Origin of the sequence: Corynebacterium sp. LK28 (genome assembly GCF_014335105.1) — a bacterium.
Taxonomy (GTDB): Bacteria; Actinomycetota; Actinomycetes; order Mycobacteriales; family Mycobacteriaceae; genus Corynebacterium; species Corynebacterium macclintockiae.
Window position 1 is genome coordinate 47,040 of sequence record NZ_PDGZ01000009.1, and the last position, 24,652, is coordinate 71,691.

The following is a 24,652-nucleotide window of genomic DNA, read 5'->3' on the forward strand; positions in this document are numbered from 1 at the left end:
TACTTGTCAACATTGACGATAAAGACAGTCTCTGGAACGCACTTAACGAGCACTCTTAAACTAAGTGCCGTTCGTTTCCCCCAGCTTCGAGCTAGCGGCGCGGGCCGTAAACGGCTGCCGATTCGATACGGGACGGCACCACATACGCAATCGCGGCGGTGCAGACAATACCCGTGAGCGTGACGAGTGTTCCCCAATCGCCGTCCAGTAGCCCACCTGCAAAGACCCATGCGATCGCGGCGACGGCCGCCAGGGCAATCACCGCCATTCCGAAGAGGTGCTCGTTACCCGTACCGGAGACCGGAATGTATAGCAGTCCGGCAAGTACGCCGATGACGCCCGCTACCACGCCAGTGAGTACCGCGGATCCTACGCCCGCAGAAGCTTCGCCAGGGATGAAGCTCACAAGGAGATCCGCGATGAACACCGCAGCGAAGGTGACGGCCGCAGCCAAGACGGCGAGGACGATGAGGTTCACCGCGACCTTCTTGCCGTCGTATCGGCCGGCCAGCAGCCCTTCGCGGGGATCTTGCTGTGGCTGGTTGTAGCCCTGGTTGCCATAGCCACCGTAGCCAGCACCGCCCTGCGTGTTGAACATGCGAGTCTGGTCGTCGTTTCCTTGCGGGTACGTCACCCAACGCTCCTTTCACTGGCGTTTCAGGTGGCCTATGTTACCGGAGTGACGATTGGGAAGTCACTCTTCTCCGCAGCTTTAGTGATCGTCCCAGTGGTCGCCGTGCTTCGCGTGACGGTGGCCGTCGTGGATGTAGTCGACGTGGTCGCCGTGCGGGACGGCAACGTGGCCGCAGTCCGGGCCGTGCTCGTGATCGTGACCCTCGTGGACGTGGTGCTCGGCGGTCTCACACTCGTCCCAGTGGCCTTCGTGCTCGCGGTGCAGGTGACCGTCGTGAACATAATCGACGTGGTCGCCGTGCGGGACGGCAACGTGGCCGCAGTTCGAACCGTGCTTGTGATCGTGGTCGGCGTGAGTGGTGCAGCTCATGATGAACTCCTTGTTAATCCCGGGCAACCATGGAGCCACTTCCCCTTGGTCGGGCGGGCCAGTCGGTTGCTTTGACGCTTTCTATACTGCCCCTCACCTGCTGCGTTGTCAATACGTTTTCAATAAAGTTTCCCCGGAACCAGCTAGACGCTGGTCGGGCGCGCAATCTTTCTCCAGTCGCGAATCACTTCCACAACCCCTTCCCTCACTACAACAAGCATGTAGGTTGGGTGACCAAGTACAGCAATCCCCAGAGAGGATTCCAACCATGGAAAACAACACGGCCAAACCACTCGACGTACTCATCGTGGGCGGCGGGTTCGCGGGCACAGCGGCGGGCGTCACCCTAGCCCGCGCGCAGCGGCGCGTAGCAATCGTCGACAGCGGCAAACCCCGAAACCGCTTCAGCGCCCACGCGCACGGGATCATGGGTCGCGATGGGGTTAACCCCATGGAGCTGCTAGATCAAGGTCGCAGCGAGTTCGCTTCCTTCGGCGGCGAGGTCATCCCCGGCGAAGTCACCGCGCTCGACAAAGTAGGGAGCGCGAACAGCGCCTGGAAGGCCACCACCACCGACGGCCAGGAGCTTCTGGCCAGGCAGGTTCTCGTCGCAACCGGCATCACCGACGAGCTGCCGGACGTACCAGGACTGACTGAGCTCTGGGGATCCCGCGTTTTCCACTGCCCCTACTGCCACGGCTATGAGGTGCGCGGACGCGACCTCGCCGTCATTGGCGGAAAGAACCCTGGCTTCACGATGCACATGGTGCACCTGATGCGTAAATGGACCGACCGCGTCACGTTCTTCACCAACGGGCTTTCCCTAGACGAGGCCGACCGCGCACTGTTTGAAAAGCGTGGTGTCGTTCTTATGGACGCCCCCGTCTCCGGCGTACAGCCCGACCCAGCATCGGACACGGGAGTTCTGGTGAGCACTTCCGACCCCAACGAAGCTGGCGCCTCCACCTCTACAACCCGCGCCTTCGAGGCATGCTTTACCGGACCGGATTTCCACCCCAATGATCAGCTGCTGCTAGCCGCCGGATGCGAATCCGAGAACGGCTGGGTAGTACGGCAACCTCGTGGCCAAACGTCCGTCGCAGGTCTGTGGACGGCAGGAAACGTCACCAGCTCCCCCGACCAGGTTTCTCAGGCGATGGGCGCGGGTGTGGCCACCGCGATTGCGATCGATCAGGCCTTATTGGACGAAGAACTGCGGCAGGTTCGAGAGCAGGCTCATGAATAACGAACGACCACAGCAGGTAGCGTTTATTCTCTTCGACGGATTCGAGCTCTTGGATGTCTTTGGACCCGCGGAAATCTTCGCTAAGGTTCCTGACCTTCAAGTGAGGTTTGTATCCTCGGATGGGGAGCCGGTAGCCAGCTCCCAAGGTGTGAAGATTCTCCCCGACACAACCTTTGATTCCCTCGTGTGCGACACCGTTATCATCCCGGGCGGTCAGGGAACGCGAGCTCTCGTCAAAGATGCGGATTTCCTGGCCCGCATCTACAAAATGGCGAGTTGCGCCTCACTTGTCTGTTCCATATGCACAGGTTCGGCGGTTCTGGCCGCAGCTGGCTTGCTAGAGGGATACGCCGCCACCAGCAATAAACTTGCGTTTGATTGGGCCGCCTCTTTCGGCAACAACATCGATTGGAAAAGTTCTGCCCGATGGGTGCAGGATCGTGATCGCTGGACGTCATCCGGTGTTGCCGCGGGTATAGATATGGCCATCGCATTTGTTTCCCACTACTTCAGTACTGCACTTGCGGAGAAAATTGCCCACGATCTGGAGATTCAATTTAATAGCGACCCCGAGCACGACCCATTCGCGGTCTGAAACTAAGCGCATTACTACTGCCTTATTGGCACCCCGGAAATGTAAAACACCCCGCACGGTCAGGATCCGAAGATCCCAACCCCGCGGGGTGTTCATTCTGTGGGCGAAGGGGGACTTGAACCCCCACGTCCCGAAGGACACTGGCACCTGAAGCCAGCGCGTCTGCCATTCCGCCACTCGCCCGAGCGACTATGTAGGACACATGGTATTCACCACAGTGTTTACACTGTCTTGCCTGCTAAAGCTCAACATTCCGAACTGGAAGCGATGCTCGCTGGCAACGAAATGAAACTCTAGCACGATGCATGCGCGCTTCCAAAAATCGCCTCTGACCTGCTAGAAAGTGCACGATACCCGGCATTGCCCCTATAATGGCCAACTACACACTCGCACAGTGACTGATTTTTCGCGCATGTCTGCCTCGTGGACGTACTCGCAGCGACGGGGCGCGGCTTGCACAGCACAACCTGCCACCCGGCGCCTGGGCAAACTGCTGACCAGCTGTTTCGCCTACGGCGCTACAGGCATGCGACTGCATTAGAAAAACACAGGATGACACAGGAGGACTACGGACAATGAGTCTGTTTGGACGTATCAAGAAGCTCGACAACTCGCTGCAGCGCGGGTTGGATAACGGCTTCGCACGTGTCTTCGGCGGCGAGGTTGTCCCGACCGAGATCGACGAGGTTCTTAAGCAGTATGCAGAGGAATCCGTCATGACGGATGCCCAGGGTCAGCGCCTGGCGCCCAGCTACTTCCAGGTTTTGGTCAGCACCCGCGATTACGCCAGCCTCACCGAGTCCCGCCCGCGCCTGGCCGAGGAGATGGGCGATCGCCTCAGCCGTTTCATCCGTAATCAGGGCTGGCGCACTAACGAGCCGGTCAAGGTGAATCTTTCTGCCCACGATGGCCTGCACTCCGGCCAGATGCGCGCTGACGCGCGTTTCGATGTGCCTCGCGCCACCAATTCCGGCAATTCCACCAATTCCGGCAATTCCGGCAGTGCCAACACCAGCGCAAGTGCCAATGCCCATAACGCCAGCGCTAGCAACGACTACATGAACAACGCCGCGCCACAGCACAGCCCGGATGGCGGCTACGGGGAACCCTATCCTCGCGCTGCCGACGACGCTGATCACCCGGCATGGCCGTCGTCGCAGTCCGGCGAGCGCTCTTTGGTGTCGCAGGATTATGACGCCCACAGTCACAACAGCAACCCGATCAACAGAACTGACGATTCGGGTGCGGGCAGGTCTCTGGGAGATTTGGTCTCGCCAGCGGAAGCACCGAACCAGGAAGGCAGCGCCGGTAATGAGTTTTCCGGTGCAGCCGGAGCGACAGGTGTGACTGGTGCAGCCGGCGCCGCGGGACTCGGCGGAGCCGCAGCCGCGCACCACGCCTCCCCAGATTTCGCCCGTAAGCAGTCGGAGGACCAGCCCCAGCAGCCCAACCAACCAGCCCAGCCACAAGAGCAGTCACAAGACCAGCCGCAAGAGCAGGTCGCCGACAATTTTGAGCACCCAGCCAGCTACCCGGGCACCGAAGTCATCGCGCAGACCACACCTTCCCCCATCCGCGGCGGCGAAGGCGCGGGCGAGGGCGAAGGCGAGCTAAAGGTCACCCTCACCCTGCACGACGGTTCGGATCGCACCTATGAACTGCGCAAGGGCAGCAACATTATTGGCCGTGGCAACGGGGTGGATCTGCGCATTCCCGATACCGGTGTCTCCCGCCAGCACGCGGACATTACCTGGGATGGCTTCGATGCCATCCTGACGGATCTGCAGTCCACCAACGGCACGTCCGTCAATGGCACTCCGATCGAAAATTGGCTGCTGGCCAACGGCGATGTGATTTCGATGGGGCACTCCGAAATTGGGGTTGAGTTCCACTAACGCCCCCGAATCGAATCCTTTTTCTTTTCTCGTCTACTCCTCCGGGGTCATCTAAACTAGGCTATTCACATACACATGTGGCCCACTGGCCATGTGCAGCCCCGCTAGTCGAAGCGCTAGCCGACCTTGTTTGAGGAGTTGAAAACCGTGCAGACCACGCTGCTTTTGCTGGTCAAGATTGGCCTGCTGCTTTTGCTGTGGTTCTTCATCTGGATGACAGTTCGCTCCCTCAAGAAGGATGCAGACCGAACTTCCGGGCTCGCCCCGGCCGGAATGGCACCGGTCGCTGCGGGTTATGGGCCGCCCATGAACGAACCCTCGTCCTCCGGTTCCGCTTTCCGCAGGCACAAGGCCCCCCGTTCCCTGGAACTGACTTCTGGTCCATTGACCGGCACCACGCTAAACCTCAAGGGCTACGAGGAAATCTCCATCGGCCGTTCGCAGTCTTGCACTTTGGTCTTGGAGGACGATTTCGCCTCCGGTTCCCATGCCCGCCTGATCCACCGCGGATCCGATTGGTACGTGGAAGACCTCGATTCCCGCAACGGCACGTGGGTAGGCAACGAGCGCCTGGACCAGCCCGTTAAGCTTTCCGCCGGTATGGAAATCCGCATCGGCCAGACCCACGTGAGGATGGACGCATGACCGACGGCACGAAAGGCAACGCCGGCGGCCCCGCCGACACCGGCTCCACACTGAACTTCGCGGCGTGCTCCGACCGTGGCCTGGTCCGCGGCAATAACGAGGACTCCGCCTACGCCGGCCCACACCTGCTGGCCCTGGCCGACGGAATGGGTGGCCACGCGGCCGGCGAGGTTGCCTCTCAGTTCCTCATCAATGCGCTCAGCCCCCTGGATTCCCCGCTGATCGACGAACCCGACAACCGCGATCAACTGGAAAACCTGCTGGCCACAGCCACCGATGAAGGTAACCAGGACATCGCCGCACACGTCGACGAACACCCGAACCTCGATGGCATGGGCTGCACCCTGACCTCCATGCTCTTCCGCGAGGACGAAGTGGCCATTTGCCACATCGGCGATTCCCGCGGCTACGTGTTGCGCGACGGCAATCTGCGCCAGATCACCAAGGACGACACGTTCGTCCAGTCCCTCGTCGATGAAGGAAAGCTCGCTCCCGAGGACGTCAGCAGCCACCCGCAGCGCTCCCTGATCCTCAAAGCCCTGACCGGCCGCCCCGTCGAGCCCACCCTGTGGCGCGAAAAGACGCAGGTCGGCGACCGATTCATGCTTTGCTCCGACGGACTTTCGGACCCGGTGAGCCCCGACACGATCCGCGAAATCCTCTCCCACGGCACACCGGAAAAGGCCGCCCGCAAGCTCGTCGAAATGGCGCTGCGCGGTGGCGGCCCCGATAACGTCACGGTCGTTGTCGCTGATGTTGTTGGGTTCGACGCCGACTCCAACACCCCCACAGATCCGGAGCTAACCCTCCCACCCCGCCCGGTGTTAGCGGGCGCTATTGCGGGGGAGGCAACGGATATGCCACGCCCGAATTCTTCGGCGGCCCGCGCAGCGGCAATTCAGGGGCTATCGACGACGACGGCGTCACCAAAAAAGGACGAAGAAGACGACGAAACCGAACCAGCGACACCCGGCGTAGCCCGCACGGCGGCCCGCACCGAAGGTCGCGATGACGGAAAGGGCGCCGGCAAGTCCGGCAAGACCGATAAACCCAAGAAGTCCCGGCGCGGCCTGTGGGTTACCCTCGCGATCGTCCTAGTCGTAGTGCTGGGCGCAGCCGCGGCGGGTTACATCACGTACCAACGGATCAAAGACACGTACTACGTGGCGGAGGAAAACTCGCAGATCAAGGTTATGAACGGCACCGATGCCTCCGTGCTGGGTATAAAGCTGAACTCCGTTAAACAGGACATCTGCCTGGAAGACGACGGCACGGCAAAGCTAGTGGATCCAGGTGCAGGCGATGGCTGCCACCTGTTTACGACCTCCGACCTCACCCCGGCAGCGCGGGGCGCGCTGGAGGATCTGCCGGAGGATTCCTACGAGAAGGTCGAAAGCCAGGTGAATCGGCTGGCGGAGCAAACTCTGCCGGTGTGTGTGACGCGGGTGCCTTCCGATAAGGAAAATAAGAAGGGCAAGGGCGAGGACAAAAAAGACAAAAAGGACGACCGCAACGATTCGGAGCGCCGCAGCGGCGGCGATCCGGCGGACCTCACGACCCCCGGAGTGTCCTGCCGCGAGGTGAAGTAGCCTATGAAGCTTTTTAGCCGACGTACTGAGGCCGGTCTACTGTTGCTGGCTGCGATTATCCTGCTGCTGGCCATCGTGGCGTTGGAGATCTCCCAGGGTAAGGAAATCACCTCCGAAGTGTTTTACCTGGTCGGAGGTTTCTTTGCGACGTTCTTGGTCGCGCACCTGGTGGTGTGCTGGACCGCTCCGGAGGCCGACCAGATCATGCTGCCCATCGCCGCGCTGCTCAATGGCGTGGGCTTGGTGATGATCTACCGTCTGGACCTGGGGTCGGGGCGCGAGCTGGCGAAATCGCAGATCATGTGGACCGCCCTGGGCGTGATCCTTTTTTGCCTGGTGATCGGCTTTTTAAGGGATCACCGTTCGCTGCAGAATTACTCCTACCTGCTGGGTCTGGCGGGGCTGATTCTGACGGCTCTGCCAATCGTGTGGCCGACCTCCTTGAACGCGGATGCAAACGTGTGGATCAGCATCGGCCCGTTCTCCATCCAGCCCGGCGAGTTCGCCAAGATCATGCTGCTGTTGTTCTTCGCCGCGCTGCTGGTGAATAAACGCCGACTGTTCACTGTCGCCGGCAAGTCCGTCCTGGGCCTGCAGTTCCCCCGCCTGCGCGACCTGGGTCCGCTGTTTTTGGTGTGGGGCATCGCCTTGATGATCATGGCCGCACAGAACGACTTCGGTCCCGCACTGCTGTTGTTCGGCACCGTGCTGGGCATGCTGTACATTGCCACCAACCGCGCCTCGTGGCTGGTGCTGGGCCTGGGTCTGGCTTTCGTCGGCGCATTCGGCGTGTACCAGATCTCGGCAAAGATTCAGGATCGCGTGTCGAACTTCGTCGACCCTCTGGCGAACTACGACGGCAACGGCTTCCAGCTTTCCCAAGCCCTGTTTGGCATGTCCTTCGGTGGCGTGACCGGTCGCGGCCTGGGTGGGGGCTACCCGAACAACATCCCCGTCGCGCACTCCGACTTCATCCTGGCTGCTATCGGCGAGGAACTAGGACTGATCGGCCTGGCCGCCGTGCTGCTTTTCTATGCAGTGTTCGTCTCCCGCGGATTCAACACCGCTATGCGGGCCAGCGATTCCTACGGCAAGCTGGTCGCCGCGGGCTTGGCGCTGACAATCGCCATCCAGGTTTTCGTGGTCACGGGCGGTATTTCGCGCCTGCTTCCCATGACGGGCCTGACCACGCCATTCCTCTCCCACGGTGGTTCGTCGCTGTTGGCGAACTACATACTGTTGGCAATTATTCTGCGTATTTCTCATGACGCCCGCACGCCCCAGGCCATCAAGGAGGGAGAGGAAGCATGAATCGCTCCATCCGCGCGGTAGCCATCTTTAGCTTCATCTTAGTCATGGCTCTGATCGCAAACCTGACGTACATCCAGGCCTTCCAGCAGAAGTCGCTGGCGCATAACCCGCTGAATTCGCGTCAATTCCTAGAGGCCAAGTCGCAGGAACGCGGCAGGATCACCGCCGGCGGCCAGGTGCTGGCGCAGTCGGTGAAGGATTCCGAGGACTTCTACGACCGTGAATATCCCTACATGTCCGCCAAGTACGGCTCTGTCATCGGCTACCTGTCGGATCAGTACGGTGCGTCGGGCATCGAGTCCTCGCAGAACTCCATCCTCACCGGTGAAGACGATTCCCTATTCGCCACCCGCACATGGGACATGCTGACGGGTAAGGAAGTCGGCGGGGCGAACGTGGAGCTGACCCTGAACCCGAAGGTTCAGGAGGTTGCCTACGATCAGCTGGCCAACAAGGGCTACTCAGGTTCCGTAGTGGCGCTGCGCCCCTCGACGGGCGAGGTGTTGGCGATGGCCAGCACCCCCTCTGCCGACCCGGGCAGGATTGTCGGGCCTCCGGCGGAGGAGGCGAAGGCTAACTTCGACAACTATGCGAAGGACGAGTCCTCTCCCCTGCTGAACCGCTCAACGCAGCAGATCCAGCCTCCGGGCTCGACGTTCAAGGTGATCACCACCGCCGCTGCTCTGAATGACGGCGATAACCCGAATACCTCTGTGACCGCCGCGTCCCAGATCACTCTGCCGGGTACGAATACCACCCTGGAGAACTACGGCGGGGCGGCCTGCGGCGGAGGCGGCACCACGACCCTACGCGAGGCCTTCAAGCGCTCCTGCAACACCGCATTCGTGGAGATGGCCAACCGCCACGGCACGGATAAGTTCAAAGATGTCGCCCGTGCTTTCGGCGTGGGCGAGAAGGACGACTACCTGGGTCTGCCCCTGGAGCCCTCCCGCCTGGGCGACATCCCCGACGATGCAGCGCTGGGCCAGTCCTCCATCGGCCAGCGCGACGTGGCGCTGACCCCGCTGCAGAATGCGGTCATCGCCGCCACCATCGCCAACGGCGGTGTTCGCATGAAGCCCTACCTGGTCAGCAAGATCACCGGCCGCGACCTGTCCACCCTGCGCACCACCAAGCCGCAGAAGGCGGGCAGGGCGATCCCGGAGAAGACGGCCGACACGCTGAAGGAACTGATGGTGGACGCCGAGAAGTGGGCCGGTGGGGATGCCTCCATCGCCTCGAAGACGGGTACCGCCGAGCACGGTGAGGATTCCCGCAACTCGAAGCCGCATGCCTGGTACATCGCGTTTTCCACCAGCGCCGACGTGGCGGTAGCGGTTCTCGTGGAGAATGGTGGCGACCGTGGTCAGGCCGCAACCGGTGGCTCGGTGGCTGGTCCCATCGGACGTGCCGTCATCCATGCAGCTGAGAAGGAGCAGCAGTAGCCATGAGCGATTCCCAACAACCCGACCGCACGGAAATCGAGCGCACACAGCGGCTGCTGGGTGCGCGCTACGAGCTGCAGTGGGTCATTGGCCGCGGTGGCATGTCCACCGTGTGGCTGGCCCGAGATGGCGAAGAAGAGCGCGACGTAGCGGTCAAGATTCTGCGCCCGGAATACACGGAAAATGAAGAGTTCCGCGCGCGCTTCCGCAACGAGGCCGAGGCAGCGCAGGATCTATCCAGCCCCAACGTGGTGATCACCTACGATTCCGGCGAGGTCGAGGACCCCGATAACGGGACGGTGTTCTGCTACATCATCATGGAATACATCCGCGGGGAATCCCTGGCCGATGTGTTGTCGCGCGAATCCGCGCTGCCACAGAACCTGGCGTTGGACGTGTTGGCTCAGACCGCTGCGGGGCTGCAGGCCATCCACGCCGCCGGCCTGGTGCACCGCGACATCAAGCCGGGGAACCTGCTGATTACCTCCGACGGAATGGTGAAAATCACCGACTTCGGCATCGCCAAGGCAGCTGCCGCAGTGCCACTGACGCGCACCGGCATGGTCGTCGGCACAGCCCAGTACGTCTCCCCGGAACAGGCCCAGGGTGATCAGGTCGGCCCAGCCAGTGACGTCTACTCCCTCGGCGTGGTTGGTTTTGAGATGTTGGCCGGGTACCGCCCATTTTCCGGCGATTCAACTGTCTCTGTGGCCATCAAGCACATCTCCGAAACACCTCCAGACCTGCCGGACAACATCAGCCCGAACCTGCGGGAACTTATCAAGGTATGCCTGCGTAAGAACCCACGAACCCGCTACGCCGATGGCGCGGAGCTCGCGGCCGCCACAGTGCTGGTCGCCGAAGGGAAGCAGCCGCCACCGCCGCACAATGTTCCGGAAGTAAGCACGGAACCGCACCCGCTGACCGAGCAATTGGGGAACGTAGCCACCGGTCCGGGGACCCGCGTGCCTTCCACGGAAGGCACCGGGCGCCCTGGTTCGCCTTACCCCAGCTCGAACCACACCAGCTCGAACTACCCCAGCTCGGGTTACTCCAACGCGGCATACCCGTCCTCGCACGCGCCCGCCACGGGAACCGGCAACCCCGCACTGGCGCAAGGGGCTAGGGGGACACAGGGGGCGTCACAAAAAAAGAACGGCTTGATCATCGCCGTGTTAGCGCTGGTCAGCATCGCCGCGCTGCTGGTTGCAGCGTACCTGCTGACCAAGGGCGGCGACGACGAAGCTCCCAACCCCGAAACCATGACCGTGACCAACGAGGTCACGACGAGCCCGACCGAAGAAGAAGGAACGACAGGTCAGGGTGGAACGGTGCCACGAGCAACAGTTAACCCTGGCCCGACGAACACAGCTAATAGCCGGGAGACCCGCCGACCCGAGACCTCTGAAGAAAGTACGGAGACGTCCGAGTCGTCCAGCCCCTCTTTCCCGACATTCCCGACCTTCCCCAACGGCCGGGGCGGCGGCGAGCCCACCGCCGCACCTAATTCGCCGGACGAGCAGAATGGGCCGAATAACCCCAACCGACCAAATAACCCTAACCGCCCGAACACCAACGACAACGCCACGTCGGCGGATAACGACCTGCCCGGGGAGCTCCGCGAACCGAATCTAGAGACCAACAACCAGCCGATTCTGTAGGAAAACTAAGGCCGAGGAACCAGGAACACAGCCCATACAACTATGTCCCTACAACAAGTTCGACTAGGATTTGTTAATCAAAGTGACAAGAGAGCCAATTTGAGGCCTAGATAGCTGGGCAAAGACAACCATCGGCAAGCACCAACAAGTAACAAGTAGCGTAGAGAATAAAGACAAAGGAGCAACGGCGTGGACCGAAATGGCACAACCCTAGGCGGCCGATACCGCCTTGGCGCCACCATCGGCACCGGCGGTATGTCCGACGTCTACGCTGCTACCGATGAGCTGCTAGGTCGCGATGTCGCTGTGAAGATGATGCGCCCCGACCTGGCGCGCGACAAGACCTTCCTGGAGCGCTTCCGCCGCGAGGCGCAGAACGCAGCGAAGCTGAACCACCCGGCGATCGTTGCTGTGTACGACACTGGCCAAACTCCCGACGAGGAAGGCGCCGTGCCGTACATCGTGATGGAGCGCGTACACGGAGAGACGCTGCGCGACATCGTCCAGCACTCCGGCAAGATGAGCCTTAACGACGCCGCCGCGGTGATGTCGCAGGTATGCGATGCCCTGTACTTTTCCCACGAAGCGGGCATTATTCACCGCGATATCAAGCCGGCGAACGTGATGATCACGAATACCGGCGCGGTGAAGGTCATGGACTTCGGTATCGCCCGCGCGCTGAGCGATAGCTCGTCGGCGATGACGCAGACCGCCGCCGTCATTGGCACTGCCCAGTACCTCTCGCCAGAGCAGGCGCGCGGACAGTCCGCCGACGCCCGTTCTGATATCTACGCCGCCGGCTGTGTCTTCTACGAACTGGCGACCGGCCAGGCGCCCTTCCACGGCGAATCGCCGCTGTCCGTTGCCTTCCAGCACGTGCAGGAGAACCCGGAGCCCCCGTCCCAGGTGCCCGGCATGCACCTTTCGAAGCGCGAGGCGCTGAGCCTGGATTCCATCACCCTGACCGCGATGGCTAAATCGCCGTCCGATCGTTACGACGATGCGCAGGAGATGGCGACAGATCTTAAGCGCCTTTCGAAGGATCAGCTGCCCCTGGTTGCGCAGGCTTATACCAATGACGCCGATTCGGAAGCAGCGGGTTCCCACCAGGCAGGCTCCGGTGCTGGAACGTTGGCCGCGGGCGCCGCCGGCGTAGCGGCAGGTGCCGCCGGGGCTGGAGCTGCGGGATCCGGTTCCCACTGGGACGACGATCCTCAGACTTCCGTTATCCCCGCCAGCCAGAATGCCAACTTCCCGGGTGCTGCCGGTGCCGCCGGAGCGGCGGGTGCGGCGAGTGCGGCTGGCGCTGCCGGGGCGGACAACGGGGCGTCCTACAACTACGACGAAGACCTCGACGGCGAATATTACGGCGATGACGAGTACGGCGACGACTACGATGACGGCGCGTACTACGGCGAGGATTACTACGAGGACAAGCCGAAACGCCGCTGGTGGGCGCCAATTGCCTGGGTGGCGGGCATCGCCGCGGTCCTGGCGGGTGGTTACTTCGCGTACCAGGCGGTAACCGACGACGGTGGCGACAAGCCCGTCGAAGCTGAACAAGTGAAGATTCCTAACGTCCAGAACAAGGACCGTGCTGAGGCGCAGAAGCAGCTGGAGGAAGCGGGCTTTAAGGTCAGCGTAGCGGAACAAACCCACGACAAGATCGCGCGTGGCAAGGCTATCGGCACCGACCCCGCGGCCAATGCCTCCGTGGCGCGAGGTACCGAGATTAAGCTGCTGGTTTCCAGCGGTCGCGAGATCACCGACGTGCCCGACCTGACGGGCAAGACCACCGAAGAAGCCTCGAAGCTACTGAAGCAAGCGAAGCTGGCCCTCAACAATGAGGTGAAGGAAGAAGCCAGCAACGACGTACCCAAGGGCAAGATCATCACGCAGACGCCGCCCCAGGGCTCGCAGGTTTCGGTCGGCACCAAGGTGACGATTACCGTCTCCACTGGCCCCGAGGACGTGCGCGTGCCTGTGGTCACCGGCCAGCAGGTGGAGGATGCACGCGAGAACCTTGAATCCTCCGGCTTCAAGGTAGTCGTGGAGCAGGTCGATTCGACCGAGCCGAAGGGCAAGGTGCTGTCCGCATCGAGCGAGGGCGAGAAGCTGCCGAAGGGTAGCGAGATCACCCTGGAGGTCTCCCTGGGCAACCAGTTCGAGATGCCTTCCCTGCAAGGCAAGAAGTTCGGCGATGTCTTCCGGGAGCTACAGGCCGCCGGCTGGCGTGGCAACCCTGATCAGCTGCACCGGGATAACAAGAACACCCCGGATCTGGGCCGCGTCGACGAGGTGGCGCAGCAGTCCATCCGCGCGGGCGAGGTTGTCAAGCGCGACGAAGACATCACGGTGACCGTCTACGTCTTCAACCTGCTGCCCTAGGTTCGACGCAAGCTGGTTCGGCGCAAGTTCGCCTCCGCCCCAGCACGCCCGGTGCAAACTAAAGCATCGACGCCTCGGCGCTGATCGCGCCTGTGACCTCCAGCTGCTCCTGCACTAAGCGATCGACCAGCTCGCCGGGCACAACCTCCCCCAAGCCAGCACTCTGCCCGGCCTCGTTCAGCCAGTTGGCCAACATCAGGTGGCCGTATTGAGTCATCACGGACTCCGGGTGGAACTGCACAGAGTGGATCGGCAGGCTCCGGTGGCGCATCGCCATAATCATCCCGGAATCCGACGTTGCCGTAACCAGCAGTTCTTCCGGCACGCTTGCCGGGTCGACGGTCAGGGAGTGGTAGCGCGTCACGCGGAATGGGCTTGGCACCCCGGCCAGCACGCCCGTCCCGTCGTGGGTCACGGGCGAGGTCTTGCCGTGGAAAAGCTCGTCCGCCCGCACGACGTGTGCCCCAAAGTGCATACCGATCGCCTGGTGCCCCAGGCACACGCCCAACAGGGGAATCTGCTGATCAACCGCGATCTTCAGGACGTCCAGGGTGCGCCCGGCTGCGCTGGGTTCGCCCGGTCCTGGGGAGACCAGGATCGCGTCGAAGTCCTGCAGCGTTGTGGCCAGCCCATTGCCCTGCAGCTCTGGGGCGTCATTACGCAGCACCACGCAGTCATCCCCGCTGAACCCCAACTGCCCGATGTATTGCACGAGGTTGTAGACGAAGCTGTCGTAGTTGTCGATCACCAGAATCCGCATAGCAATGAGTCTAGCGCGCTGAGTATGCTGCTTTAGCGATATGTGCTGCTAGTATCGTTGGGTACGTAATTTTTGCCCATGGGCGTTCGGCTGGCGCTCACACACCCGGGCTGTGCTTGTGATGTGCTGCTCGTTGCCCGCCAACCGTCCGCTTCGCAGTCAACCCTTTCGAGGTTTCTTAAAATGCCAAAGTCCAAGGTCAATTCCGCTGAGGAGAACTTCTCTAGTTCCTCTTCCACGGATCGTCGCACGCCCGTGAAGCTGAATTCCACCGGTACTCCGCGCTGGTACATCGTTCTGATGCTCGCGCTGATGATCCTGGGTCTGGCGTGGCTGGTTGTTAACTACATCGCTGGTCCGCAGATCCCGTTCATGCGCGACCTGAACGCGTGGAACTACCTGATCGGCTTCGCTCTGCTTATCGTGGGTCTGTTGATGACGATGGGTTGGAAGTAGCTGCCTAGCTAGTAGTGCCACCCCAGGCCTGTCCATATTGTGAAGGCCAGAATGACCGTCGCGGCTGTTGCTGCGATGGTCTTTTTTCTTATGGACGCCCCTTCGCCCCCGCTACTGCCCGCCTCAGTGGACGTGGTAGCGAACGCAATGACGGTGCCTCCCACGAGCCCGCCGATGTGTCCCCACAAGGAGACGTTGGAGAGCAGCATGGAGTATCCGAGGTTCACCAGCAGCAGGGCGATGGGTCCGCGCAGGTCGCGGTGCTCTACGCGGGAGAGGGCGATGAGCATGGCGAGGAGACCATAGCCGACGGTGGAGGCCCCTCCGACTGGCACCTCGGGTTGGAAATACATGCAAGCCAAGGCACCACCGGCGGCGCTGGCGACGATGAGGCAGAGCATGACGATCGCCCCGTAGTGGCGCTCGACCTCCCTGCCGATCAGGAAGATCAGCAGGGTATTGAAGCCCAGGTGCACCGGGCTTAGGTGCACCAGCGCGGCGGTTAGGATGCGCCACCATTCGCCGTAGAAAGAGACGTTGGCGGCGCTGAAGATCATCTTCAGCCCCAGGTTTTCGCCGCCGAAGGCGAAGGTCGATTGGCCGTCGAGTGGGCTGGCAATGTTGCCAGACTGAAAAACCGTCACCCCGTAAACCACGCAGCACGCTGCGAGGAAGACGTTGGTGACGGTATAGCGCCGGTAAGGGCGCCGAGTGATCACTCCTGGATCTCTACAGATTCGATGACGACATCGTCCTTCGGGCGATCCATGCGGTCGGTAACCACGCGGGAGATCTTAGCGACGACCTTCTGGGACTCCTTGTCCGTGACCTCGCCGAAGATGGTGTGGCGGTTGTTCAGGTGCGGGGTGGCGGTCACGGTGATGAAGAACTGGGAGCCGTTGGTGCCGGGGCCAGCGTTGGCCATGGCCAGCAGGAACGGGCGATCGAACTGGAGCTCCGGGTGGAACTCGTCGCCGAACTGGTAGCCCGGGCCGCCCTTGCCGCTACCCTCCGGGTCGCCGCCCTGGATCATGAAGCCATCGATGATGCGGTGGAAGATCGCACCGTCATAGAACGGGCCTTCGTTGGTGCCGGAGGCGTTGGGCTTGAAGTACTCCTTGGTGCCCTTAGCCAGGCCGACGAAGTTAGCCACGGTCTCCGGCGCGTGATTGCCGAACAGGTCGATGGCAATGTCGCCATGGTTGGTGTGCAGAATTGCGGTTGCAGTCTTGTTAGTCACGGTGCTCCATTGTACTGGAAACTGAAAAACACATCGGATACCCGGGTTCTTAATAATGAGGTATTGCCCATCCCCGGTGAGAATTTTTCTTTAGGATGGGTAGCAGTCCGAATTAAATACATACACAAAAACACTCAGAAGATCCCCAAGGAGCCTTCCCCACGATGAATCCCACCACGCTGAAGTTGGCGCTGCGCGGCGCTAAGCAAGGCCGCACGATGCTCAATAACCGCAAGGAGTTCAAGCGCCGTCAGGAGTTCGACGCGCTGCAGCAGCTCCGCGAGAACCTCGCTTCCGAGGGCGAGCGCGAGGGCATCATCGCCGGTTCCCCCGCCCACGTCAAGGCTGTAGCGGAGCTCATGCGCAAGGAAGAGGGCGCCGCGGCTGCTTTGGAGCAGGCTCGGGCGGCCGCCGCTGCTCGTAAGCGCCACCGCGTGCACAATTCGCCGGATGCCACCGTCGAGGATGTGGCTGACATGGCTTCCACCGGTTTCAACAACACCGCCGACAAAGCTGCTGACAAGGCTGCAGATAAGTCAGAGAAGGCACAGGCCAAGGCTGCTGGCCTGGTGGCGTCACTAAAGAAGAAGGGCAAAGACTTGAACAACATTGACCTGAACGACAAGCTCGGCGTGGATGCCGAGAAGCTGCGCAAGAAGATAGAGAAGCGCACTCAGAAGCTGCGCGACCGTTTCGACAATGCACAGGAAAAGGCTACGAAGAAGGCGGGCAAGCAGGCTGCCAAGCGCGAGAAGAAGATCGCGCAGCTGTCCGCAGCGCTGAAGGATAACGCTCAGGATCTGCAGGAACGCGGCCTAGAGGCCACCTCCAAGCTGCGCGAGGATGCCGTCGCACGCGGTGAGGAGCTGGCGAAAACCACCGAGAAGAACCGCAAGCAGCTGAGCAAGAAGCTGGAGGCCACCAAGAAGAAGGCCGCCAAGCGCGCGAAGAAGCAGGCCAAGGGCGCAGAGAAGGATGCCCGGAAGCGTGCAGCGAAGCTGGACAAGAAGGTCGCCCGTACCACCAACAAGGCGCAGAGCAAGGCTCTGGCGAAGGCCGAGCGCAAGGCCGCTGCGAAGCGCGCGAAGAGCGAGAAGAAGGGCGGCCTGTTCGGCAAGTTCCTGCTGCTGGCCGTGCTCGTAGCCGCTGGTGCCGCTGCATTCAAGTTCCTGCGCGGCGATCAGGCCGCGCCGAAGAACACCCCGAAAGTGCAGGACTTCGCCGACAAGGCCACCGGCGCTGCCGAGAAGGCCAAGGCGAAGGCCGCTGACACTGCCGATCAGGCAAAGGCAAAGGCCGCCGAGGTGAAGGAGAAGGCCGAGCAGAAGGCCGACGCTAAGGCTGAAAACAAGGCTCCGGGTGCTCCGAGCGCTCCTGGCGCCCCGGGTGCTGGCGTAGCTGTTCCGGGCGCACCGGCTGCCCCGCAGACAGGTAGCGCCCAGGGTGCCGCCGACGTCGAGGAGGCAACAGAGGCCGCCGACGCTGCCGAGGCCGACTTCCCGCTGGCCGAGGGGCCGGGCGAGGATCCGGACGAGGGCGGCAAGCACCGCCTCTAACCCCAGCCCTCCGCTCGCGCGCTGAACCCGGCGCGCGATAATGGCGTACATGACCCCGCGCCGCCTCACTTTCCGCACGATCCCGCTGCCGTCGGCAGACTCTCGGGACATCACCGGAAGTGTCGCGTCGCGGGTCTTTTTGTCTTTATTTAATGACGCCCCCACCGCCACCTGGCTGGACTCTTCCGGTAACGGCGGCAGGATCAGCGTGCTGGCGAACAGCGCTGGCCCCCTCGCGCGGACGTGGCTACCGCAGGTTGCTAGCTCGGCTGAGTTCTTCGCGCAGCTCAGAAGCGCTTTCGCCGAGCCGGTGGAGATCCCCGCGGAATGGCCATGCGACTTCGCCCTCGGCTGGGTGGGTGCGCTGGGCTACGGGATCGAGGACATTGCCCGTTCTCGGGAAGACCACCCTGATGCAGCATTGCTCTTCGCCGACCGGGCGGTTGTTGTCGACCACGAGCGCGCGGTGGCCCACGCGATGGCGCTACTTCCGGGTGTTGACGGGCCCCCGCAGAAGGCTCGCGAGGTGCACGCCAAGCAGCTGGAATGGCTGGATGCCACCGTCGTGGCGGTTCAGGACATCGCGAATGAAGTCTCCGGGCCTGTCCTGGGCTCTGCCCCAGTCGCTACTCTGGGCGGCACTCTTTCAACCGACTGCGCGCCCACCGACTACGCAGCAACCTTCCACTTCGACCAACCGAAGCAGCAGTACTTGGCGAGCATTCAACGCTGCCTGGATTACATCGCCGCGGGCGATAGCTACGAGGTCTGCCTGACGAACACTGCCCGCGGGCCGGCTCTGCGTAACCTCGCTGCCCTTGGGGTCAGCGAACACTCCTCCCGGCAGTCCCCTGCGGCCGCCACCGGCTCCGCCTCCCCAGAATTGCAGGCCTACCTTCGCCTCCGCGAGGTCAGCCCGGTTCCCTATGGCGCATTCCTGCGCTTCGACCGCCCTGGCCAGGCACCGCTGCACATCCTCAGCGCCTCACCGGAAAGGTTCCTGAAAATCTCACCGGCCGGTGCAGTCTCCGCCAAGCCGATCAAGGGCACCCGCCCCCGTGGGAAGGATCAAGCGGCTGACGCCAGGGGGCGTCAAGAATTACAGAGCAACCCGAAGGACCGGGCGGAGAACCTGATGATTGTCGACCTGCTGCGCAACGACCTTGGACGGGTGTGCGATCCGGGCAGTGTGGAGGTCCCAAAAATCTTTTCGGTGGAGAGCTTCTCGCACGTCCACCAGCTGGTTAGCACGATTACCGGCCGGCTCCGCGCGGGGCTCGGCGCCGTCGACGCGATTGAGGCCAGCTACCCCGGCGGTTCGATGACGGGCGCGCCGAAGATCCGGACGATGCAGATCATCGAGGAGCTGGAGCCGCAGCCGCGCGGGTTCTATTCCGGGGCGATCGGCTGGATCTCTCCTCATTCCGCGGCGGAGCTAAACATCACGATCCGCACGCTCATTGACGACGGTGCGGAGTGTTCCTTCGGGGTCGGCGGCGCGATCGTCGCGGACTCGGATCCGCTGGCGGAGTACGAGGAAACGCTCGTGAAAGCCGCCGCGCTACTCGATACACTCGGGGGCCACATCGCCTAGCATTCTACTCGAAACATTTTCGAGTACGTTGTTTATCGCAGGTCAGAGGCTCGAAATTTGTTTCGAGTACGTTTCGAGTAGCTTTCGAGTACGCCATGAAGCTACCTCAGCGGCCCCGTTACAGACCACACCGCGCGAGGATCCCGTGGGCCATTCCCCCGCCATCGGACTAGCCCCGCGTCCCGCATAGCCTGCAAAGAGCGGCGCACGGGAGGAGCCGACAATCCCAACGCTTCCGCCACCTCTCCCGTGGACATAGGGCGACCCCCCGTTTCCAAAGCAGTTAACACGTCTGCGGAGTGACGAGGAAGATCACCCAGAACGTGGGCATCCAAGCGCTGCATTGCATTCAAAGTCAGTACTACGCTTCCGCTGGTTTGCGCGTAAACCGGGTCGGCAAATCCAACCCGACGCATGCTTGCGAACATACGACGAATCCCCTCACCTAACTCCTGACCAATGCGAAGCTCTGCTGTCACGCGTGCGACCAGAGGATTACGTGCGAACCGGGCAATGGATTCTGGCCTCGTCGGATCTACAAGGCCGGGGAATCGACCCGGGCTAGAGACCTCAATACGGCTCGGATAGATCTCGAAGCGAATGTGGTCGCCGATCATGCTGTACGAGCGATGCACCACTGCATTGACCAGACCCTCTAGCCAAACGTCGTGCGGGATCAGATTCTCGTCCTCGAAAAGCCCGGCATTTGTAAGCCTTCGAGCGTTGGGCAGCATTTCACCAATTGCATCCTGCGCTGCTTGAATCTGTTGCGGAATCGGACCACCAAAACGCTGGTCTTCCATTAGTTGCTGCAATTCTCCCGGCAACCGTTCATCCTCACCGAAGCGCAGGACCCTGATGTGTGCATTGGGAAAGAACTCCTGGGGATTCTTGCCAAAAAGCAAGATCGCAGCTGCGCGTGGATTGCCTTCTCGATCAACCAGGTTTCGCGCCTTTAAGGCATCGTCGGCGCTAGAGGATCCAATAGCTTTGGCATAAGCCACAACCAATTCCATATCCAGGTCACTCGGATTGGAGCCCATCGGCACTGTCGCATCGTATTGCTGCTCACCCTTGGTGTAGCGAAGCTCCAGGATGTCATCGGCTCTTAACTGCTTTGTTTCATCACCGACCCGCAGGAAGCAGTCCCCCGACTTCAGGTAATGGACCCGTTCACTGGGCAAGACGCGGAAAAGATACACCTGCGCACGGTCATCCACATCGCACAACTCGATCTGGACGCGAACCGTCGGATCGGTATGATCCAGCGAAGTCTGCCGCAGAGCATTATCTTGGCCGGCAGTTGGTCTTCCGTCGAATCGACGATCCGTGATTCCAACTGCGATAACCCCACCTTCGGCATTGGCCATGCCGACAATTGTTTTAGCCAAGTCCTTGGGCTTAATGCGGAACGATTTACGCTCGAACCACTGATCTTCCGGGAGTTCCAGAAGCTGGCTTGGTTCCTTGTGGAAGTTTCGCTGCACAGTCACAACTCGACATTCTACTTGAAAGATTTTCGAGTACGTTGTTTATCGCAGGTCAGAGGCTCGAAATTTGTTTCGAGTACGTTTCGAGTACGTTTCGAGTACGTTTCGAGTAGCTTTCGAGCACGTTTCGGGTAGCCGACAGTGGCGGTAAGTTAATCTGAAAGGAAGCTATGCACACCCCATAACGGCATCGGCGCTGGTACGGGGCGTGGGTGGAACGATAGGCGTCAATAAGAAAAAACGGGGTGAATCCGCGCGTGCGAACAAGCGAACAGCACATCGATACCGCCGCGTGGATGCAGGCCATCTTCAACCGCAGCGAACAGGGCGGCACGCGGAGGGAACGCACGCGGCTAGCGCTGCTGCGCGCAGGAATCGAGCTGATCGCCGAAGAGCGAACCGACCTTTCCATCCTGGCGATCACCCAAAAGGCCGGGGTTTCCAACGGCAGCTTCTACAACTTCTTCAAAGACCGCAACCAGTTCTTCGACGCGGTGGCCGAATACGCGGTGAACCACCTGGCAATCATCTTTGACCTGGCCGATGCCCCAGACCTGGACTCCATCGACGCGGCGGCGACGAACATCCGCATCCTAGCCTTCGCGCACCGACTGGTACCGACCCTGTCGAAATCCATCGTGCGGCGCTCCCCCAATTTCTACACAATGCCGAACGAGCTGGTGCGGCAGCTGCGCGAGCGAATCAGTGCGGGCGTGGAAGACGGCTCTTTCCACGTTGCCAGCACCGAATCCGCAGCGGCCGTCATTTTCGGCGCCTCCGCCATGCTGGGTCAGCGCCTGCACGAGGACCCTGAGTTGAATAGCCGGATCGCCGGGGATGATCTCGCGCTGGATCTGCTGCGCATGCTGGGGGTTCCGGAGCAGCGCGCCAAGCAGGCGATTGCGCGGCCGATCGACGATTACCTCATCCCGCCGCAATAGGATTCTGGCAGCAAGCCCCGGAAGCTTGTCGCGGCCCCGAGGCAGCTAGTCCTCCCGCGCCACGCCGAAGCCGAAGCGGTCGAGGAAACGGTCTTCCTCCCGGCGCGTGTCCCGCGAGTGCTTGGTGATCCAAGCGGTGATTTGCTCCTGCAGCTCTGGGGTCAGCGGCACGCGCACCAGGTCGGGTCCGAGGATCCTCTCCCAGGTCGGCACCATGATCCCACGGTAGTTATGGCCATGGCCTTCCGGCGCGCGCTTCGAGTTCAGCATGTCCATGGCGACCTGCCAGCCAGTGGTGAAGGGAATCCAGCGCAGCTTATCCACCACATCGCTGTGTTGCGTCGGTGGCGCGGGCACTCCCCGGGCGCCAGGTTCGCGCAGCCAGTCGGGTTCCTTCCAGAACAGTTCGGCATCCCACCACACGATCGCGTCGGACGCGTGCTGCACCACCGCCACCCGCGGGTGTTGCCAGGGTTGGCCGTATTCTTGGCCGCGCCAGTCCCGGTCCAGGTGGTCGGCATGGCTGATAAAGCGCACGTGGCGCCCCTGGTCGTACAGCGGAAGCCGTTCCGGCGAACCCTCGCTGCGCTTCTCTGTGAGGTCGCGGACAATTGTGGTGAAGCGTGGCGCGCCGGACAGCACCGCCCCGTCTACTTTCGCCAGCATGTCCTCCAGCCCGTCGAAAGCTGCGGCCGTGCCATATGCCCCCAGGGATTCGCCGGTCACAAACACCTTTGGTGGGTTGGGCATGCCTTCTAGCAGCTCAAACACGGCGTCAATAAGTAACTTCGCAGCGCGCACCGGGGTATCGCGGTCGAGCGCATAGGCGACGGGCGACTGCACATAGGAGTACTGCATCGTCACATTCGCGCAGTTACCGCCGGTGAGGAACTCGACGGTATCCAGCTGCCAGTCCGGCACCCAACCCGTGCCGGTAGACGTGTGAATGACGATCGTCGAACGGTGCAGCGCGCCCGTCCGCAGCAGCTCGCTTTTAACCAGGTCAACAATACTTTCGAGGGTGCGTCCGGGGGCCAGGCCGCCGTAGATACGGATCGGCTCATGCACGTCATCCAGGCCCGTGACCTCGGTGATGTCGCGCGCCCGCGGACCGCCGCCGACCAGCACGCGCCCCTGCGCACCCAGCGCGATCCACCGTTCATGGGACCAGACGGAACCCGACCGCTCAGGCTCCCATGGTTGCTGATAACCCCAGTAAACGCGCCGGTTTACAAGCTCGGCCTTCTCGTTAAATCTTTCTAGGAACTGCCGTAGCAGGATTTTTTCGGAGATGAGGTAGGTGATGACGCCCACCGCCACAGCAGCCACAGGCACAGCCACGGGGGCGGGGACGAACCGGCGAAGCGAATGCCTGGTGAGGTCGAAGCTGGACTGCAGCAACTCGCCGAGCAGCAGGAATGCGCCGTAGCCAAGCGTACTGACGGCGACCCCGACGAAGGCGGAGGGTGCGCCGAGGCGCTGGCTTTTCACCAGTGCCGCAGATTCACCTTGGCGCTTGTAGAAGCGATAGGCCGCAGCGGCGGTGGCCAGGGTGAAGGCTCCGTGGACACCGCGGTAGGCCTCGCGGTAGCCGGGCTTGTTCACCAGTTCCCTTAGATCCAGGCCGAAGGCGCGGAAGGCCGGCAGGGCTGCGCTGGCGACGATGGTTCCGTTGAGGTGCCCCACTGCCTGGGACGTTGCTGCGTTGCCGGCGACGGCCCACCACGGGTGCGGTAGAAGCGAAGGTGAAAAGGCGTTCCACATGCCAATTTCCGCGCCGATGATGGCGAAGCCACGGCGGGGATCCAGGGCATGGCGCCTGTTCAGGCGCACACCGGGGAAAAGATTCGCATAAAGCTCGACCGCATTCGCGGCCGCATTAAAGGACAAGGAAAGCGCTGTTAAAGAAGCCCACTTCGCCCGGCGCCGTATAACCGGGATAATCCTTTGCCGTGTTTTTCGCATGAAGATTTCTAGTATTACGCACCGCGCAGGGTGGCGTGGGTGACGTAGTACTCTTCGTAGTCCTGTAACGAACGGGCTTTCTCGGTGAGACGAGCCATCACGGCCTCGCGGGCGCTGTCGTGGTCGTTGTAGAACTCCAGTGGGTCGCCGACGCGAACTTCCTCGCCACGTTCCACTAGCAGGTACGCCTTACCGTCAGGGCCGTCGATTGTCTGCGGCGTGCCAGTGAAGGGGTCGGTGTAGCGATACGTGGTAGTCATGCTGCTCATGAGTCGTGGCGCTCCATTGGTTGGGGTGTGGGTTCATCGACGAGGCTAAATCAGATTTCTTGAATCCACAGTACTTGCAGCGGACAGGGTGCTACCACGCGGAGCATAAAGAATTTCTGGGTCATCAGTGTTGGTTCTATGAAGGGGGTACCAGGTCGTCGCGCACCTGACGCTGACGCCCACGCCAGTCGAGGTCTTCTGTATCACGATTTTCCCATCCTGCATGAGCTTGCAGGTGATGGCCCCACGAACTTGAGGCCCGTTGGTGGCAGTAAGATCCGCCCTTAAGAAACCTTCATTCAGATACACTTGTTGTTTCCATCCAGCGGAAACGCCATCAACCTGGATGCGGTCCTCTTGCGTATCCAAGTAGCTGACCGAGGCGTTGGTTACGTCCCCTTCCACCACATAAGTAATGTAGCCACGTTCTTCCTTCTCCCCTAGGTACGAGGGCTCCTCCAGAGGGTCTTGAATAACCATCCAGGCAACACCGCTAACCATTAATACCAGCACGCCAAGGATGAGCAGGGGTAACACTTTTAAATGCTGTTGCCAGAACTCCACACGAAAAAGTCGCACTGTTCCTGCCTCCCTAGAGTGCTC

At 61.6% G+C, this 24,652-nt stretch carries 23 protein-coding genes and 1 tRNA gene; 14 read left to right on the top strand and 10 right to left on the bottom strand.

Features of this window, described 5'->3' with window-relative positions; all coding sequences use genetic code 11:
- Nucleotides 1–91: 91 nt before the first annotated feature.
- Nucleotides 92–634, bottom strand: coding sequence for a hypothetical protein (locus tag CRD15_RS03625; protein WP_187401935.1), 543 nt, complete (start codon nt 632–634; stop codon nt 92–94).
- Between the two features lie 78 nt (nt 635–712).
- On the bottom strand, nt 713–1,003 hold the full coding sequence (locus tag CRD15_RS03630) for a hypothetical protein (protein ID WP_035002020.1): 291 nt from the start codon (nt 1,001–1,003) through the stop codon (nt 713–715).
- A 268-nt stretch (nt 1,004–1,271) separates the two neighbouring features.
- Here CRD15_RS03630 and CRD15_RS03635 point away from each other — a divergent pair, with 268 nt between their 5' ends.
- Together CRD15_RS03635 and CRD15_RS03640 are read left to right on the top strand one after the other, a co-directional pair.
- Nucleotides 1,272–2,249, top strand: a complete 978-nt coding sequence (locus CRD15_RS03635) for an NAD(P)/FAD-dependent oxidoreductase (protein WP_187401936.1) — start codon at nt 1,272–1,274, stop codon at nt 2,247–2,249.
- On the top strand, nt 2,242–2,844 hold the full coding sequence (locus tag CRD15_RS03640; RefSeq protein WP_187401937.1) for a DJ-1/PfpI family protein: 603 nt from the start codon (nt 2,242–2,244) through the stop codon (nt 2,842–2,844). The genes CRD15_RS03635 and CRD15_RS03640 overlap by 8 nt, the downstream gene beginning before the upstream one ends.
- Nucleotides 2,845–2,944: 100 nt before the next feature.
- Here CRD15_RS03640 and CRD15_RS03645 read toward each other — a convergent pair.
- Nucleotides 2,945–3,027: transfer RNA gene (locus tag CRD15_RS03645), tRNA-Leu, on the bottom strand.
- 211 nt (nt 3,028–3,238) lie between these two features.
- On the opposite strand from CRD15_RS03645, the gene CRD15_RS03650 reads away from it, so the two are divergent.
- The 8 genes from CRD15_RS03650 to pknB all read left to right on the top strand — a co-directional run bounded on the left by CRD15_RS03650 (nt 3,239) and on the right by pknB (nt 13,778).
- The gene (locus CRD15_RS03650) at nt 3,239–3,385 is read left to right on the top strand and encodes a hypothetical protein (RefSeq protein WP_155272456.1); all 147 of its coding nucleotides are present in this window, start codon (nt 3,239–3,241) and stop codon (nt 3,383–3,385) included.
- Between the two features lie 34 nt (nt 3,386–3,419).
- On the top strand, nt 3,420–4,739 hold the full coding sequence (locus tag CRD15_RS03655) for a DUF3662 and FHA domain-containing protein (RefSeq protein ID WP_187401938.1): 1,320 nt from the start codon (nt 3,420–3,422) through the stop codon (nt 4,737–4,739).
- Between the two features lie 147 nt (nt 4,740–4,886).
- Nucleotides 4,887–5,384 (top strand): FHA domain-containing protein, encoded by a 498-nt coding sequence (locus CRD15_RS03660; protein WP_070550522.1) that lies wholly within the window; start codon nt 4,887–4,889, stop codon nt 5,382–5,384.
- The gene (locus CRD15_RS03665; RefSeq protein ID WP_187401939.1) at nt 5,381–6,973 is read left to right on the top strand and encodes a PP2C family serine/threonine-protein phosphatase; all 1,593 of its coding nucleotides are present in this window, start codon (nt 5,381–5,383) and stop codon (nt 6,971–6,973) included. The genes CRD15_RS03660 and CRD15_RS03665 overlap by 4 nt, the downstream gene beginning before the upstream one ends.
- Nucleotides 6,974–6,976: 3 nt before the next feature.
- Nucleotides 6,977–8,284: an FtsW/RodA/SpoVE family cell cycle protein gene (locus CRD15_RS03670; protein ID WP_187401940.1), complete on the top strand. Its 1,308-nt coding sequence runs from the start codon at nt 6,977–6,979 to the stop codon at nt 8,282–8,284.
- Nucleotides 8,281–9,729, top strand: a complete 1,449-nt coding sequence (locus CRD15_RS03675; protein ID WP_187401941.1) for a penicillin-binding protein 2 — start codon at nt 8,281–8,283, stop codon at nt 9,727–9,729. Before CRD15_RS03670 ends, CRD15_RS03675 begins: the two co-directional genes overlap by 4 nt.
- A 2-nt stretch (nt 9,730–9,731) precedes the next feature.
- Nucleotides 9,732–11,390, top strand: coding sequence for a serine/threonine-protein kinase (locus CRD15_RS03680; protein ID WP_187401942.1), 1,659 nt, complete (start codon nt 9,732–9,734; stop codon nt 11,388–11,390).
- 189 nt (nt 11,391–11,579) lie between these two features.
- Nucleotides 11,580–13,778, top strand: coding sequence for a Stk1 family PASTA domain-containing Ser/Thr kinase (gene pknB / locus CRD15_RS03685; protein ID WP_187401943.1), 2,199 nt, complete (start codon nt 11,580–11,582; stop codon nt 13,776–13,778).
- Nucleotides 13,779–13,836: 58 nt separating this feature from the next.
- On the opposite strand, the gene CRD15_RS03690 is transcribed toward pknB, so the two are convergent.
- The gene (locus CRD15_RS03690; RefSeq protein WP_187401944.1) at nt 13,837–14,538 is read right to left on the bottom strand and encodes an aminodeoxychorismate/anthranilate synthase component II; all 702 of its coding nucleotides are present in this window, start codon (nt 14,536–14,538) and stop codon (nt 13,837–13,839) included.
- 183 nt (nt 14,539–14,721) lie between these two features.
- Between CRD15_RS03690 and crgA the strand changes: the two genes are divergently transcribed.
- Nucleotides 14,722–14,994, top strand: a complete 273-nt coding sequence (gene crgA / locus CRD15_RS03695) for a cell division protein CrgA (protein WP_034973599.1) — start codon at nt 14,722–14,724, stop codon at nt 14,992–14,994.
- A gap of 8 nt (nt 14,995–15,002) precedes the next feature.
- Here crgA and CRD15_RS03700 read toward each other — a convergent pair whose 3' ends face one another.
- Together CRD15_RS03700 and CRD15_RS03705 are read right to left on the bottom strand one after the other, a co-directional pair.
- Nucleotides 15,003–15,713 carry a rhomboid family intramembrane serine protease gene (locus CRD15_RS03700; protein WP_187401945.1) on the bottom strand — a complete coding sequence of 237 codons (711 nt, stop codon included), beginning with the start codon at nt 15,711–15,713 and terminating at the stop codon, nt 15,003–15,005.
- Entirely contained in the window at nt 15,710–16,234 is a 525-nt protein-coding gene (locus tag CRD15_RS03705) for a peptidylprolyl isomerase (RefSeq protein ID WP_034966561.1), read from the bottom strand. Before CRD15_RS03705 ends, CRD15_RS03700 begins: the two co-directional genes overlap by 4 nt.
- A 164-nt stretch (nt 16,235–16,398) precedes the next feature.
- On the opposite strand from CRD15_RS03705, the gene CRD15_RS03710 reads away from it, so the two are divergent.
- Nucleotides 16,399–17,790 (top strand): hypothetical protein, encoded by a 1,392-nt coding sequence (locus tag CRD15_RS03710; RefSeq protein ID WP_187401946.1) that lies wholly within the window; start codon nt 16,399–16,401, stop codon nt 17,788–17,790.
- Nucleotides 17,791–17,839: 49 nt separating this feature from the next.
- Entirely contained in the window at nt 17,840–19,384 is a 1,545-nt protein-coding gene (locus tag CRD15_RS03715; protein WP_255463726.1) for an anthranilate synthase component I family protein, read from the top strand.
- A 101-nt stretch (nt 19,385–19,485) separates the two neighbouring features.
- On the opposite strand, the gene CRD15_RS03720 is transcribed toward CRD15_RS03715, so the two are convergent.
- Nucleotides 19,486–20,877 carry an ATP-binding protein gene (locus tag CRD15_RS03720; RefSeq protein WP_043011810.1) on the bottom strand — a complete coding sequence of 464 codons (1,392 nt, stop codon included), beginning with the start codon at nt 20,875–20,877 and terminating at the stop codon, nt 19,486–19,488.
- A gap of 254 nt (nt 20,878–21,131) precedes the next feature.
- On the opposite strand from CRD15_RS03720, the gene CRD15_RS03725 reads away from it, so the two are divergent.
- Complete coding sequence (locus CRD15_RS03725) at nt 21,132–21,815, top strand: TetR/AcrR family transcriptional regulator (protein ID WP_370546770.1); 684 nt, start codon at nt 21,132–21,134, stop codon at nt 21,813–21,815.
- Nucleotides 21,816–21,860: 45 nt separating this feature from the next.
- Here the strand turns inward: CRD15_RS03725 and CRD15_RS03730 are convergent, their stop codons facing one another.
- From CRD15_RS03730 to CRD15_RS03740, 3 genes are all read right to left on the bottom strand, one after another.
- Entirely contained in the window at nt 21,861–23,705 is a 1,845-nt protein-coding gene (locus CRD15_RS03730; RefSeq protein WP_255463727.1) for an alpha/beta-hydrolase family protein, read from the bottom strand.
- An 89-nt stretch (nt 23,706–23,794) separates the two neighbouring features.
- Nucleotides 23,795–24,049 (bottom strand): hypothetical protein, encoded by a 255-nt coding sequence (locus tag CRD15_RS03735; RefSeq protein WP_034966572.1) that lies wholly within the window; start codon nt 24,047–24,049, stop codon nt 23,795–23,797.
- Nucleotides 24,050–24,094: 45 nt separating this feature from the next.
- On the bottom strand, nt 24,095–24,628 hold the full coding sequence (locus CRD15_RS03740) for an MmpS family transport accessory protein (protein ID WP_187401949.1): 534 nt from the start codon (nt 24,626–24,628) through the stop codon (nt 24,095–24,097).
- Between the last annotated feature and the right edge of the window lie 24 nt (nt 24,629–24,652).

Bases quoted from the DNA above. Each gene is read 5' to 3' on its own strand.
- CRD15_RS03655 (WP_187401938.1), top strand. From the start codon at position 3,420: ATGAGTCTGTTTGGACGTATCAAGAAGCTCGACAACTCGCTGCAGCGC.
- CRD15_RS03665 (WP_187401939.1), top strand. From the start codon at position 5,381: ATGACCGACGGCACGAAAGGCAACGCCGGCGGCCCCGCCGACACCGGC.
- CRD15_RS03640 (WP_187401937.1), top strand. From the start codon at position 2,242: ATGAATAACGAACGACCACAGCAGGTAGCGTTTATTCTCTTCGACGGA.
- CRD15_RS03635 (WP_187401936.1), top strand. From the start codon at position 1,272: ATGGAAAACAACACGGCCAAACCACTCGACGTACTCATCGTGGGCGGC.
- CRD15_RS03680 (WP_187401942.1), top strand. From the start codon at position 9,732: ATGAGCGATTCCCAACAACCCGACCGCACGGAAATCGAGCGCACACAG.
- CRD15_RS03710 (WP_187401946.1), top strand. From the start codon at position 16,399: ATGAATCCCACCACGCTGAAGTTGGCGCTGCGCGGCGCTAAGCAAGGC.
- CRD15_RS03715 (WP_255463726.1), top strand. From the start codon at position 17,840: ATGACCCCGCGCCGCCTCACTTTCCGCACGATCCCGCTGCCGTCGGCA.
- CRD15_RS03735 (WP_034966572.1), bottom strand. From the start codon at position 24,049: ATGAGCAGCATGACTACCACGTATCGCTACACCGACCCCTTCACTGGC.
- CRD15_RS03690 (WP_187401944.1), bottom strand. From the start codon at position 14,538: ATGCGGATTCTGGTGATCGACAACTACGACAGCTTCGTCTACAACCTC.
- CRD15_RS03630 (WP_035002020.1), bottom strand. From the start codon at position 1,003: ATGAGCTGCACCACTCACGCCGACCACGATCACAAGCACGGTTCGAAC.
- crgA (WP_034973599.1), top strand. From the start codon at position 14,722: ATGCCAAAGTCCAAGGTCAATTCCGCTGAGGAGAACTTCTCTAGTTCC.
- CRD15_RS03675 (WP_187401941.1), top strand. From the start codon at position 8,281: ATGAATCGCTCCATCCGCGCGGTAGCCATCTTTAGCTTCATCTTAGTC.
- CRD15_RS03670 (WP_187401940.1), top strand. From the start codon at position 6,977: ATGAAGCTTTTTAGCCGACGTACTGAGGCCGGTCTACTGTTGCTGGCT.